Source organism: Delftia sp. ASV31, assembly GCF_016428765.1.
GTDB classification, from domain to species: Bacteria; Pseudomonadota; Gammaproteobacteria; order Burkholderiales; family Burkholderiaceae_C; genus Comamonas; species Comamonas acidovorans.
Window position 1 is genome coordinate 1 of the sequence record NZ_JAELTK010000119.1, and the last position, 13,535, is coordinate 13,535.

At 66.4% G+C, this 13,535-nt stretch carries 13 protein-coding genes; 5 read left to right on the plus strand and 8 right to left on the minus strand.

Going from position 1 to position 13,535, the window contains the following annotated elements; all coding sequences use genetic code 11:
- Both JHD82_RS26655 and JHD82_RS26660 read left to right on the plus strand, forming a co-directional pair.
- The coding region (locus JHD82_RS26655) for a LysR substrate-binding domain-containing protein (RefSeq protein WP_233174905.1) at positions 1–415 on the plus strand (415 nt) is incomplete at its 5' end.
- A 64-nt stretch (positions 416–479) separates the two neighbouring features.
- Positions 480–995 (plus strand): hypothetical protein, encoded by a 516-nt coding sequence (locus tag JHD82_RS26660; RefSeq protein WP_199139754.1) that lies wholly within the window; start codon positions 480–482, stop codon positions 993–995.
- A 108-nt stretch (positions 996–1,103) separates the two neighbouring features.
- Here JHD82_RS26660 and JHD82_RS26665 read toward each other — a convergent pair whose 3' ends face one another.
- From JHD82_RS26665 to JHD82_RS26700, 8 genes are all read right to left on the minus strand, one after another.
- Positions 1,104–2,093: a tripartite tricarboxylate transporter substrate-binding protein gene (locus JHD82_RS26665; protein ID WP_012203083.1), complete on the minus strand. Its 990-nt coding sequence runs from the start codon at positions 2,091–2,093 to the stop codon at positions 1,104–1,106.
- A 241-nt stretch (positions 2,094–2,334) separates the two neighbouring features.
- A complete protein-coding gene (locus JHD82_RS26670) occupies positions 2,335–3,582 on the minus strand; it encodes a phenylacetate--CoA ligase family protein (protein WP_088165950.1) in 1,248 nt (415 codons plus the stop codon).
- Positions 3,583–3,635: 53 nt separating this feature from the next.
- Positions 3,636–4,469, minus strand: a complete 834-nt coding sequence (locus JHD82_RS26675; RefSeq protein ID WP_016446597.1) for an ABC transporter ATP-binding protein — start codon at positions 4,467–4,469, stop codon at positions 3,636–3,638.
- Between the two features lie 174 nt (positions 4,470–4,643).
- Positions 4,644–5,960 carry an ABC transporter substrate-binding protein gene (locus tag JHD82_RS26680; protein ID WP_012203086.1) on the minus strand — a complete coding sequence of 439 codons (1,317 nt, stop codon included), beginning with the start codon at positions 5,958–5,960 and terminating at the stop codon, positions 4,644–4,646.
- Between the two features lie 79 nt (positions 5,961–6,039).
- Positions 6,040–7,104, minus strand: coding sequence for a branched-chain amino acid ABC transporter permease (locus JHD82_RS26685; RefSeq protein WP_012203087.1), 1,065 nt, complete (start codon positions 7,102–7,104; stop codon positions 6,040–6,042).
- 21 nt (positions 7,105–7,125) lie between these two features.
- Positions 7,126–8,055, minus strand: a complete 930-nt coding sequence (locus tag JHD82_RS26690) for a branched-chain amino acid ABC transporter permease (protein WP_012203088.1) — start codon at positions 8,053–8,055, stop codon at positions 7,126–7,128.
- Between the two features lie 10 nt (positions 8,056–8,065).
- A complete protein-coding gene (locus tag JHD82_RS26695; protein WP_199139755.1) occupies positions 8,066–8,851 on the minus strand; it encodes an ABC transporter ATP-binding protein in 786 nt (261 codons plus the stop codon).
- Between the two features lie 14 nt (positions 8,852–8,865).
- Positions 8,866–10,803 carry a long-chain fatty acid--CoA ligase gene (locus tag JHD82_RS26700; RefSeq protein ID WP_034390102.1) on the minus strand — a complete coding sequence of 646 codons (1,938 nt, stop codon included), beginning with the start codon at positions 10,801–10,803 and terminating at the stop codon, positions 8,866–8,868.
- 319 nt (positions 10,804–11,122) lie between these two features.
- On the opposite strand from JHD82_RS26700, the gene JHD82_RS26705 reads away from it, so the two are divergent.
- The 3 genes from JHD82_RS26705 to JHD82_RS26715 form a co-directional block, all read left to right on the plus strand.
- The gene (locus JHD82_RS26705) at positions 11,123–11,851 is read left to right on the plus strand and encodes a Crp/Fnr family transcriptional regulator (RefSeq protein ID WP_012203091.1); all 729 of its coding nucleotides are present in this window, start codon (positions 11,123–11,125) and stop codon (positions 11,849–11,851) included.
- Positions 11,852–12,012: 161 nt separating this feature from the next.
- Positions 12,013–12,750, plus strand: coding sequence for a type IV toxin-antitoxin system AbiEi family antitoxin (locus JHD82_RS26710; RefSeq protein ID WP_199139757.1), 738 nt, complete (start codon positions 12,013–12,015; stop codon positions 12,748–12,750).
- On the plus strand, positions 12,747–13,535 hold a 789-nt coding region (locus tag JHD82_RS26715; protein ID WP_199139759.1), incomplete at its 3' end, for a nucleotidyl transferase AbiEii/AbiGii toxin family protein. The genes JHD82_RS26710 and JHD82_RS26715, both read left to right, overlap by 4 nt.

Consider the following 13,535-nt stretch of genomic DNA (forward strand, 5'->3'; position numbering starts at 1 on the left):
GTATGGATCGGCCGGCTACGTGCAAGGCCGCGCCGGCGGAAACGGAAGCGCGGGCACCCAAGGCTCGGACCCGTTCGAGGGCGATGCCTTCATCGGCTGGGACGACAACCATGCCCACCTGCCCGCCGCACGCTGGATGGCGCGCGCCCTGCATGGGCGGCCCTGCCGGCTGGAGACCAACACCCTGTCCGCGCAGCTGGCCGCGGCCCAGGCGGGCCTGGGCCTGGCCGTGCTGCCGCATTTCCTGGCGCGGCAGGCGGGGCTGGTCTGCGTGGAGCCGCAGCTGGGCGTCGACCAGCCGATCTGGCTTGCCATGCATGCCGACCTGGCCCATTCGCGGCGCGTGCGTGCCGTGGCGGACCACCTCATTGAACTGTTCGAGCGGCGGCATGCCGAACTCGAAGGCCCGGCCTGAGCCGCAGCAGGGGCCGCGCGCCGTGTTAAACACGCACGCAGATTGCGAGAAAGAAAGGACTTCCATGCACCGCCTCCGTCATTCCTCCCGATTCCTGCCCTGGCTGGGCACGCTGGCCGCCACGCTGGCACTGGCCGCATGCGCCGACAGGCCCAAGGCGCCCACCGGCCCGCAGGCACCCCCGGGAGCGGCGGCTGCCGTGTATTCGCTGCTGTTTCTGGACAACGCCTCCAACCTCGGCCCCAAGGCGGCGGCCTACTGCGTAGGCAACGGCCGGGGCTGGGCGCTGCTGGACCCCGATGCGGGCACGCTGGCCCTGCTCAGCGGCCAGAGCCAGGTGCGGCCGGCTTCGGCCTGCGATGTGGGCAAGGGCGGCGAGCAGGTGCTGGACCGGGCCAGCGGCCGGCCGGCGCTGATGTTCGGCGTCGAGCTTGTGCACTGCACGGCCTCGGGATCGCAATGCCTGATGCGCGGCAGCTACTACGAAGGTCCGGGCAACACGCAGAGCAACCTCTACAACGCAAGCCAGCGCGGCGGCAGCTGGCAGGCCGTGATGGCGCTGCGCGGGCCGGCGCCCTGAGACTGCACCGCTGCTGTCGCGCGGCTCCCGCCAACGAAAAAGCCCGGCCGAAGCCGGGCTTGATCGTGGTTGCAACCGGGCGATCCGTCGCGGTGGTGGTCCTCGGGATCAGTCGGCGTAGGTGCCGGCTGCCTTGATGACCTTGCCCCACTTCTCGATCTCGGCCTGGACGAACTTCTTGTGGCCTTCGGGCTCGATGCGGCCGTCGCTGGCGATCACGGCGCCCAGGGCTTCCTGGCGCTTGATGAACTCGGGGTCCTTCAGGGCGGCCTTCATGGCCTCGTTGACCTTCTTGACGATGTCGGCCGGCGTGCCCTTGGGTGCGTACAGGCCGTGCCAGATGGTGACCTGGAAGTCGGGCACGCCCACTTCGGCCAGCGTCGGCAGGTCCTTGAGCGCGGGCATGGTCAGGCGCTTGGGCGTGGTGACGGCATAGGCCTGCACCTTCTTGGCCGTGATCTGGCCCGTGGTGTTGGTGGTCTGGTCGCACAGCAGGTCCACCTGGTTGCCGATCAGGTCGGCAATCGCGGGGGCGGCGCCCTTGTAGGGCACGGGCGTCATTTCCGTCTTCATGGACGCCTGCAGCATCAGGCCGCACAGGTGGGAGGCGGAACCGATGCCGGCATTGGCCAGGTTGACCTTGCCCTGGTTCTTGCCGATCCAGTCCTTGACCTCGGCGAAGTTCTTGGCCGGCAGGCTGGGGCGGCCGATCAGGGTCATGGGCACGTCGTTGATGATGCCGGCGTACTCGAAGTCGTTGAGCACGTTGAACGACAGCTTGCGGTACAGCGACGGGATCGTGGACATGCCGATGTGGTTGATCAGCAGCGTGTAGCCGTCAGGACGGGCACGCGCGGCCTTGGCCGTGCCGATGGTGCTGCCGGCGCCGTCGGCGTTGTCCACCACGATGGTGGCATTGTTCAACTGCTTGCGCATGGACTCGGCCAGATCGCGGGCCACCTTGTCGGTCGGGCCGCCTGCGGTGAACGGCACGATGAGGGTGATCGTCTTGCCTGCGGCAGGATAGTCCTGCGCGTGGGCGCCAAGGGCTGCACCGGCTGCCAGCGCAATGGCTGCGATCTTGAACAATGCTTTCATAGTGTCTCCAAGTAAATAGCGTGCAAATGATAGGGGGCGATGCGCATTTGCCTTCGAGGGCAAACACGCAAGAGAAACCGAATGCACGAGGAGACGGATTTTAAGAATTGTTTCTATTGCGCCGCAGCAGATTCCCTTGCCATTGATCTAGTGCAAACCCTGGGAGCCTTGACAGGCATCAGGTTTTCAGGGTCTGCGATGGCGGCTCGGCGGCGAGGCCGCCGTCCCCGCACCTCGGTGGCTACTTGTACGACCTCGCGTCTTCAATGACCTTCCCGTCATTGGGCAGGGTGCCCGGCAGCACCATCTGCACATCGCCGCGCAGCTTGGTGACTTCGCGCACGGCATCGGACAGTTGCTGGGCCAGGCCCGGTGAGGTTTCGCGGGTCTCGACCAGCAGCTGCATCTGGTCGTTGGCCATCTCGCCCGTGACCACCAGCCGCGCGCGCCCCACCTGGGGGAAGCGGCGCACGACGTCGGCAATCTGGCCCGGGTGCACGAACATGCCGCGCACCTTGGTGGTCTGGTCGGCGCGTCCCATCCAGCCCTTGATGCGTGCGTTGGTGCGGCCCGTGGGGCACTGGCCGGGCAGCACGGCAGAGAGGTCGCCTGTGCCGAAACGGATCAGCGGGTAGTCGGGGTTGAACGTGGTGATCACCAGCTCGCCCACCTCGCCGGGGGCCACCGGGTCGCCCGTGCCGGGGCGCACGATCTCGACGATGACCTGCTCGTCCAGCACCAGGCCTTCGCGGGCCTCGGTCTCGTAGGCGATCAGGCCCAGGTCGGCCGTGGCGTAGCACTGGTAGCCCGCGATGCCGCGCTCGGCCAGCCAGTCGCGCAGCGAGGGCGGAAAGGCCTCGCCCGAGACCATGGCCTTGGTCACGGAGGGGATGGGCAGGCCCATCTCCAGGGACTTTTCCACAATGATCTTGAGGAAGCTGGGCGTGCCCACGTAGCCTGCGGGCCGCAGGTCGGCCATGGCCTGCACCTGCTGCTCGGTCTGGCCCGTGCCGCCTGCGAACACCGTGCAGCCCAGCGCATGGGCGCCGCTTTCCATCATCGAGCCCGCGGGCACGAAGTGGTAGCTGAAGCAGTTGTGCACCAGCTCGCCGGGCCGAAAGCCCGAGGCATGCAGCGCGCGCGCCATGCGCCAGTAGTCGGGGCGGCGGCTTTCGGGCTCGTAGATGGGGCCGGGGCTGCAGAACAGGCGCGGCATGGGCTGGCCCAGGCCAATGGCGTTGAAGCCGCCGAAGATCTGCGCGGGCCGCTGCTCGGCCTGGCGCTGCAGCAGCTCGTACTTGCGCGTCACCGGCAGGCGGGCCAGGGCCTCGCGGCTGGTGATCTGCGCGGCATCGACGCCGGCCAGGATCCGGGCGAAGGCGGCAGAGTGTTGCTGCGCATGGGCGATCTGCCGGGGCAGGGCGGCCAGCAGCGCCGCTTCGCGTTCGTCAGGGGTGCGCGTCTCCAGCGCGTCGTAGAAGGCACTCATGGCTAGTCCTGTGGAAGAAGGGTCTGGGGCAGGGGCTGGGAAATATCCGCCGGTCAGGCCAGCCAACGTTTTCTGCGCTTGTAGCTCTTGACGTCCTTGAAACTCTTGCGCTCGCCGCCGCCCACGCCCAGGTAGAACTCCTTGACGTCCTCGTTGCTGGCCAGGTCCGAGGCCGCGCCGTCCATGACGATGCGGCCGCTTTCCATGATGTAGCCGTAGTCCGAGTATTTGAGGGCCATGTTGGTGTTCTGCTCGGCCAGCAGGAAGGTGACCTTCTCCTTGCTGTTGAGGTCGCGGACGATGTTGAACACCTCCTCGACGATCTGCGGGGCCAGGCCCATCGAGGGTTCGTCCAGGAGCACCATGCGCGGATTGGCCATCAGCGCGCGGCCGATGGCGCACATCTGCTGCTCGCCGCCCGAGGTGTAGGCGGCCTGCGAGGTGCGGCGCGTCTTCAGGCGCGGAAAGTAGTTGTAGACCTTCTCGAGGTTGGCTGCTATCTCGCCCTTGTCAGTGCGCGTGTAGCTGCCGGTCATGAGGTTTTCCTCGATGGTCAGGTGGGCGAAGCAGTGCCGCCCCTCCATGACCTGGACCACGCCGCGCTGCACCAGCTCGGAGGGCGTGAGGCTTTCGATGCGCTCGCCCTCCAGCTCGATCGTGCCCTTGGTCACCTCGCCGCGCTCGCCCTTGAGCAGGTTGGAGATGGCGCGCAGCGTCGTGGTCTTGCCCGCGCCGTTGCCGCCCAGAATGGCCACGATGCTCTCGCGCGGCACCTGGAGCGAAACGCCCTTGAGCACCAGGATCACATGGTTGTAGATGACTTCGATGCCATTGACCACGAGCAGCGGATCGCTGGCGGCCGGGGCGGAGGTGGGTGCGGTGGTCATGGCGTCGTCCATGGGCGTTGATACGAAAGCGGAGTGCGGTGGCCGCAACTCTCGAAGCATCTCTGCGCGGGGCATGCCCCAACTCAGGGACACCGAGGAAGGGCCGCCCCGCACCGAGGGTGTCGTCCCCCTCCCCCGCGAAGCGGGTAGAGAGGGGGAAGGCGCGCAAGCGCCTCAGGGGGTGCAAGTTCTAGCTTTTACGTTCTTTTCCTTGGCGTACTTGTCCGCGTACTCCTTGACCAGCGGTTCGACCATGGACTTGTCGGCCTGGTACCAGTCGGAGACCACCTTCCACTTGGCGCCATCCCACTGGGCGATGCGCGACCAGTCAGTGCCCAGGTGGTTGTCGCAGCTGGTCTTGACGGGGCGGATGATCTTGCCGAAGCCCAGCTCGTTGAGGCGCTCCTGCGTGAGGTTCAGGTTCTCCAGGCCCCAGCGCACCTGCTCGGAGGTCATGACCTTGCCCTTGCCGTACTTTTCCTGTGCCGTGCGGATGGCCTCCACCTGCAGCATGGAGATCACCATGCCGCGCGTGTGGGCCATGGCGCCCAGTTCCTTGGCGTCGGTGGCCGTGCCCTGGCCCTTGTCGTAGACCATGGACTTGACCTCGTCGTGCACCTTGTCGTGCTCGGCCGTGTTGTGGATGGTCACGGTGTTGTAGCCCTTGGCGCCGGCGCCGATGTCCTTCACGTCATGGTCCGAGCCGGCCCACCAGATGGCGTACATCTTCTCGCGCGGGTAGCCGGTGGCCTGCGCCTCGCGCACGGCCGTGGGCGTCATCACGCCGGCCGACCACAGCAGCACGTAGTCTGGGCGCTGCTGGCGGATCTGCAGCCAGGTGGATTTCTGCTCCACGCCGGGCGCCGTCACGGGCAGCAGCGTCAGGTCGAAGCCTTCCTTGGCGGCGCGCTTTTGCAGCAGCGGAATGGGTTCCTTGCCATAGGGCGAGTCGTGGTAGACAAGGGCGATCTTCTTGCCCTTGAGGCTGCCCTTTTCCTTCTTGAGGATGTCCTGGATGATGGAGTCGGCCGCCGTCCAGTAGTTGCCCAGCAGCGGGAAGTTCCACTCGAAGACCTTGCCGTCGGCCGACTGCGACAGGCCATAGCCCGTGGTGATGATGGGCATCTTGTCGCCCGGCGCCTTGTCCGTCACGGCGAACGTGATGCCGGTGGACTGCGGATCGAACCCGGCCGCGCCGCCGCCCTTGCCCTTCAGGCGCTCATAGCATTCCACGCCCTTGGCCGTGTCGTAGGCCGTCTCGCATTCCTCGTAGGCGATCTTCACGCCATTGATGCCGCCCTTGGCGTTGACCAGCTTGATGTAGTCCTGCTTGCCATCGGCCCATGGAATGCCCAGCGGCGCGAACTGGCCCGTGCGGTAGACCAGCAGCGGCACGAACTGGTCCTGGGCCTGTGCGGCAGGGGCGGCCACGAGAGCGCCGATTCCAGCAGCGACCGTGGCGGCGGCGATGGCGACTTTCTTGAACATCATGACGTTGTCTCCTAGTTGGCTGGGGAAGATTCCCCGGTTATCCGGCACTCTGTGGCGCCCTGTCTCGATACAGATCAACTCAATGCGGGAAGGGCCAGACACGCAGTTTTTGTCTTGCGGTCGCCCACAGTTTTGCCAGTCCATGCGGCTCCACGATCAGGAAGAACACGATCAGCGCACCGAAGATCATGTGCTCCAGGTAGGTCGCCGTGGCCGTGGACAGCGGCAGGCCCATCCAGTGCGGCACCTGGGTGAGCAGCAGCGGCAGCAGCACGAAGAAGGCCGCCCCGAAGATGCTGCCCACCACCGAGCCCAGTCCGCCGATGATGATCATGAACAGCAGCTGCAGCGAGCGGTCCAGGCTGAAGGCCGCGGGCTCCCAGGCGCCCAGGTGAACGAAGCCCCACAGCGCGCCGGCCACGCCGACGATGAAGCTGCTCACGGCAAAGGCGCTGAGCTTGGCGTAGGTCGGGCGGATGCCGATCACGCTGGCGGCCACGTCCATGTCGCGCATGGCCATCCACTCGCGGCCGATGGCGCCGCGCACCAGGTTCTTGGCGGCCAGGCCCAGCACGCACAGGATGCCCAGGCACAGCAGGTACTTCTCCATGGGCGTGTCGATCTTCCAGCCCATGATGGACAGCGGGCCCGCGCTCACCGAGCCCGAGGAGGAGTTGTTCGTCACCCAGGCCGCGCGGCTGGCCAGCCAGTCCACGAAGAACTGGGCGGCCAGCGTGGCCACGGCCAGGTACAGGCCCCGGATGCGCAGGCTGGGCAGGCCGAAGATCACGCCGAAGACCATGGCCAGCACGCCGCCGCCGATCAGGGCCACCAGCAGCGGCATGCCCTCGAAGCGCACCTGCAGGTTGTAGGCCGCGTAGGCGCCCACGGCCATGAAGGCGCCGGTGCCCAGAGAGATCTGGCCGCAGTAGCCGACCAGGATGTTCAGCCCCAGCGCCGCCAGCGACATGATCAGGAAGGGGATCAGCACGGCCTGGAAGGTGTAGTCGCTGACGCTGAAGGGAATCACCAGGAAGGCGACGGCCAGCAGCGCCACGATGGCCCAGCGGTCCTGGGCGACGCCGAAGATCTGCTGGTCGGATGCGTAGGTCGTCTTGAATTGACCGTTCTCACGATAAAACATGGTGCAAGTTCTCCGTAACGGTCAAACGCGATCAATGATTTTGTCGCCGAACAGCCCCTGGGGCCGCACGAGCAGGAAGCACAGGGCCAGACCGTAGGCGAACCAGGTCTCGATGCCGCCGCCGACCATGGGGCCCAGGTAGACCTCGGAGAGCTTCTCGCCCACGCCGATGATCAGGCCGCCGATGATGGCGCCGGGCAGCGAGGTCAGGCCGCCCAGGATCACCACGGGCAGGGCCTTCAGGGCCACCAGCGACAGCGAGTACTGCACGCCCAGCTTGGAGCCCCAGATGATGCCCACCACCAGGGCCACGCCGCCGGCCACCGACCAGACGATGACCCAGATGCGCGACAGCGGGATGCCGATGGACTGGGCCGCCTGGTGGTCGTCGGCCACGGCGCGCAGCGCGCGGCCGGTCTTGGTCTTCTGGAAGAACACGCTGAGCGCGGCCACCAGCAGCGCGGCGATGCAGGCCGCGTACAGGTCTTCCTGGCTCAGCAGCACGCCGCCCTGGAACAGGCCCTCGAGGATGAACATGGGGTCCTTGGGCATGCCCACGTTGATGCTGTAGACGGCGCTGCCGAAGATCATCGGGCCCAGGCCGTCCAGCAGGTAGGCGATGCCCAGCGTGGCCATCAAGAGCGTGATGGGCTCCTGGTTGACCAGGTGGCGCAGCGCCAGCCGCTCGATCACCCAGGCCACGACCACCATGATGGCCAGCGACACGCAGATGGCCAGCAGGTTGGTGAACCAGCCCGGCTCCATGCCGATCCACTTCGGGATCCACTCGGAAAAGCGCGCCATGGCCAGGGCCGAGAACAGCACCATCGCGCCCTGGGCGAAGTTGAACACGCCCGAGGCCTTGAAGATCAGCACGAAGCCGATGGCGATCAGCGCGTACAGCGTGCCCACCATGAGGCCGCCGAACAAGGTTTCCAGAAAAAATCCCATGTCAGTCCCCTCAATGGCCTGCGCCAAGGTAAGCGCGGATCACGTCTTCGTTCTGGCGCACCTCGTCGGGTGCGCCGTCGCCGATCTTCTTGCCGTAGTCCAGCACCACGACGCGGTCGCTGATGTCCATGACCACGCCCATGTCGTGCTCGATCAGCACGATGGTGGAGCCGAACTCGTCGTTGACATCGAGGATGAAGCGGCACATGTCCTGCTTTTCCTCCACGTTCATGCCGGCCATGGGCTCGTCCAGCAGCAGCACCTGCGGCTGCATGGCCAGGGCGCGGCCCAGGTCCACGCGCTTTTGCAGGCCGTAGGGCAGCTGGCCCACGGGGGTCTTGCGGTAGGCCTGGATCTCCAGGAAGTCGATGATGTGCTCGACGAACTCGCGGTGGCGGATCTCCTCGCGCTGGGCCGGGCCCAGGCGCAGGGCCTGCATCAGGATGCCGCTTTTGATCTGCAGGTTGCGGCCGGTCATGATGTTGTCGATCACGCTCATGCCCTTGAACAGCGCCAGGTTCTGGAAGGTGCGCGCCACGCCCATCTCGGCCACCTGGCGGCTGTTCATGTGGCTGAAGGTCTTGCCCCGGAAGGTGATCGATCCCTCGGACGGCGTGTACACGCCGTTGATGCAGTTGAGCATGGAGCTCTTGCCCGCGCCGTTGGGGCCGATGATGGAGCGGATCTCGTGCTCGCGCACATCGAACGAGATGTCCGTCAGCGCCTTCACCCCGCCGAAGCGCAGGCTGATGTTCTTGATGTCGAGGATGACATCGCCGATCTTCTTGTGGGTCATGTCAGCGGCTCCGGTCAGGCCCTGGCGGTGGCAGCCACCGAATGGGTTTTGGCATCGATGATGGACAGCGTGGCGCTGACGCTGCCGGTGCGGCCGTCCTCGAACTTGACCTGGGTCTCGATGAACTGCTCACGCTTGCCCGTGTACAGCGCATCGACCAGCACGCCGTACTTGTCGGCAATGAAGCCGCGGCGCACCTTGCGCGTGCGGGTCAGCTCGTCGTCGTCGGGGTCCAGCTCCTTGTGCAGCACCAGGAAGCGCGCCACCTGCGTGTCGGCCATGCCGGCTTCGGCGGCCAGGTCGGCGTTCACCTGGGCCACGCAGTCGGCCACCATCTCCAGCACCTTGGCCTTCGAGGCCAGGTCCACATAGCCGCCATAGGGCAGGCCCTGGCGCTCGGCCCAGTTGCCCACGGCCTCGTAGTCGATGTTGATGAAGGCGCAGACCTGGTCGCGGCCGTGGCCGAAGCACACCGCCTCCTTGATCTGGGGGAAGAACTTGAGCTTGTTCTCGATGTAGTTGGGCGCGAACATGGCGCCCCGGCTGGTCTTGCCCACGTCCTTGGCGCGGTCGATGATGCGCAGCTGGCCGCTGGCGTCGATCACGCCGGCATCGCCCGTGTGGAACCAGCCGTCGGCATCCACCACCTCGGCCGTGGCGTCGGGACGCTTGTAGTACTCCTTGAGCACGGACACGCCCTTGAGCAGCACCTCTCCGTTGTCGGCGATCTTCAGCTCGATGCCCGGTGCGGCCTGGCCCACGCTGCTCAGCTCCACCTGCCCGTCGCGCTGTATGCACACATAGGCGCAGGTCTCGGTCTGGCCGTAGAGCTGCTTGAGGTTGATGCCGATGGAGCGGAAGAAGCGGAACAGCTCGGGCCCGATGGCCGCACCCGCCGTATAGGCCACGCGGATGCGCGACAGGCCCATGGCATTGCGCAGCGGCCCGTAGATGCACAGGTCGCCCAGCGCATACTTCAGGCGGTCCAGCGTGCCCACCTTCTTGCCGTCCAGGATGTCCGAGCCCACGCGGCGCGCCACGGCCATGGCGCGGCCGTACATCCATTGCTTGAAGGGCGCGGCGTCCTCCATGCGGATGGACACCGAGGTCAGCATGCCCTCGAAGATGCGCGGTGGCGCGAAGTAGTAGCTGGGGCCGATCTCGCGCAGGTCGATGGACACGGTCGAGGCGGACTCCGGGCAGTTGATGGTGAAGCCCGCCACCAGCCACTGCGCGAAGGAAAACAGGTGGTCGCCCACCCAGGCCGGGGGCAGGTAGGAGATCACGTTGTCGCCGGGGCCCAGGCGGTCCACCTGCACGCCGCCGCGTGCCGACTCGCCAAAGCTGCGGTGCGTCTGGCACACGCCCTTGGGCTTGCCGGTCGTGCCCGAGGTGTAGAGGATGACCGAGACATCGTCGGGCGACAGCGCGGCCAGCATCGCATCCCAGGCGCCCGGGTGTGCGGCATCCCACTCCTTGCCCTTTTGCAGCAGCGCCTCGGTGCTGATCAGCCCGGGCTGGTCGTAGTGGCGCAGGCCGCGCGGGTCGTCATAGATGATGTGGCCGAGGCCGGAGACGCTCTCGCGCACCTCCAGCAGCTTGTCGACCTGTTCCTGGTTCTCGGCAAAGGCGAAGTCGATCTCGGCATCCTCGATGACGAAGCGCATCTCGGCGGCCACGGCATCCTGGTACAGCGGGATCGGTACGCCGCCCAGCGCCTGCACGGCAATGAAGCCCATGTAGACATGGGGCCGGTTGTCGCTGATGAAGGCCAGATTCTGGCCGCGTGCCAGGCCCAGCGCCGCCAGGCCGCAGGCCATGTGGCGCACGGTCTCGGCGGCCTCGCTCCAGCTCCAGGTCTGCCAGATGCCGTATTCCTTCTCGCGCAGCGCCGGCGCCTGGGGGCGCTGGGCGGCATGCTGGAGCAGCAGGTGCGGGAACGTGGTCGTCATTCCATGTCCTTGGATGTTCGTGAATGGTGGTCGCATGGTGCAGATGCCCAGGCTGTGACCTACCGGCTTGGACTGCATCCTAGGACTGGCTTTGACGCCGTGGTGTCTGTTTGACGACAATCCGCGGGAAACTCATCATCGGGAAAACGCGCCGTAACAAAAGGTGCCAAAACGGTCTCATGTCCCGCTTGGGGGCTTGCGCATCCGGGAATGTGCGCGTGCCGTGGTCCTTCTGGAAATCCCGCTCACGCCAGCCACCGGGCTCGGGCAATGCTTGGGTGGTTTTGATGATTGATCCGCGCACCCTCGCCGCGACTCCATGAGCCAAGAACTGTCACTGCACCAGCGCCGCCGCGCGCCCCGGCCCGAGGAACTCGAAGGCATTCCCTGGCTGGCCGTACTCCAGCCCGCCGAGCGCGAACGGGCCCAGAAGGCGCTGGTCGTCGGCGACGCCCAGCCCGGCGACTATGTCTGCCGCACCGGCCGCGCGCCCACCTACTGGTTCGGTGTGGTCGAAGGCCTGCTCAAGATGAACACCGACGGCGCCGATGGCGCCAGCATGACCCTGGCCGGCCTGCCCCCGGGCGGCTGGTTCGGCGAAGGCACGGCCGTCAAGCGCGAGCCCTACCGCTACAACGTGCAGGCCATACGCCGCAGCGTGGTCGGCGGCCTGCCGATCGAGACCTTCCACTGGCTGCTGGACCACTCCATCGGCTTCAACCGCTTCGTCATGAGCCAGCTCAACGAGCGCCTGGGCCAGTTCATCTCGGCCCGCGAAATCGACCGCCTCACCAACCCCGACCTGCGCGTGGCCCGCAGCCTGGCCGCGCTCTTTCACCCGCTGCTGTACCCGGGCGTGGGCGAGGTGCTGCGCATCACCCAGCAGGAACTGGCCTACCTGGTGGGCCTGTCACGCCAGCGCGTCAACGAGGCGCTGTCCGTGCTGCAGCGCGAAAACGCCATCGTCGTGGAGTACGGCGGCCTGCGCGTGCTCGACCTGGAAGCGCTGCGCAGCGGGCTGTTTGCGGCGGCGCGGCGGGCGGCTTGAGCATGCGCGGCGTCCGCTTTGGCGCCGTACCCATCGGCATGAAGCAGCACCGATGCATGCCACCACGGAATTTTGAAAAGTACTGAAAATCGTAGCCAAACTACGATTGGCAGAAAAATACCAAACTTGTCCGTGTTTGGAATAAGTGCTTGAATCGCAGCATGACTACGACCGGGGCAAGCAAATTAAACGCGCTCTACACGCAGCTGCCTGCGGGCACGCCCGTCACCTCACAGGATCTGGCAGGGCTGGGCATCTCCGCAGACCTGGCTGTCCATTACGTGCGCGCGGGCTGGCTGAAGCGCCTGATGCGGGGGGTCTTCTGCCGGCCCAACGACAGCCTGGCCCTGCACCCGAGCCTGGGCGTGCTGCAACGGCGCCTGGAGGGCCTGCATGTGGGGGGCAAGTCGGCGCTGGACTGGTACGGCATGCGCCAGTATGTGGCGCAGCAGCCGGTGCTGCAGCTGTATGGCTGGGCCGCCGGGCAGTTGCCGCCATGGTTCACGGAGCGGTTCCCTGCCGAATACCATCGCAAACGGCTGTTCGATGAACAACCCGGCGATTTGCTGCACGTGGGGCCGTTCGAGAAACGCAGCGGTGCCGCCCAGGTCTCGGCGCCGGAGCGTGCGCTGCTGGAGCTTCTGAGCGATGTGGGCGTGCGCCAACCGCTGCAGGAAGCCAGGGAGCTGGTGGAAAGCGCGTACAGCCTGCGCGCCGATGTGCTGCGTGAACTTCTGCAGCGCTGCACCAGCGTCAAGACCGTGCGCCTGTGCCTTCAACTCGGGCGCGAAGGGGCGCTGCCCTGGGCCGCCAGGCTGGAGACGGCCTCGCTGCCGACGGGAAGCGACAGGCCCTGGGTGTCCCGGTCGGCCGAGGGCCTGTTGGTGCTCAAGCCATGAACCAGACCTATCTCGACACTGCGCGCCTGTTGACACAGGTCGCGCCGCTGGTGTTTGTGGATGACACGTTCGCGCTGAAGGGCGGAACCGCGATCAACCTGTTCGTGCGCGATATGCCGCGTCTGTCCGTTGATCTGGACCTGGTGTTTCCCGACCACAGGCCGTCACGTGATGAGGCGCTGCTGCGGATCAATCAGGCCATCCGGCAAGTGGCAGAACGCCTGACGAAGCGGGGCTTTCAGACCCATGCGCCGGTGGCTGCAGCGGGCCAGACCAAGCTGCTGGTGCGCCGTGGTCCCGTGCAGGTCAAGATCGAAGTGAACTATGTCATGCGGGGCACGGTGCTGCCGGTGCGGCAGGCCTCGCTCACGCCAACTGCGCGCGATGTGCTGATGGCTGACCTGGAGATTCCCGTGGTCTCCGCAGAGGACGTGTACGGCGGCAAGCTCGTGGCCGCCCTGGACCGGCAGCACCCGCGTGATCTGTTCGATGTGATGCAGCTGTTCGCGCACGGCGGCATCACCTCAGGCATCCGGCGCGCCTTCGTGGTCTATCTGGCCTGCAGCAACCGACCTTTGCACGAAGTGCTGTTTCCTCCCTTGCGTGATGTCCGGCACGATTTCGAGAACAACTTCCGGGGCATGACGGCCGAGCCTGTGCCGCTGCAATCTCTGCTAGCAGCACGCGAGCGGTTGCTGCGGGAGCTCCAGCAAGGGCTGGGTGCCAGCGAGCGGCGCTTTTTGCTGTCGCTGGCCGCAGGAGCGCCCGATTGGCCGGCGCTGGAC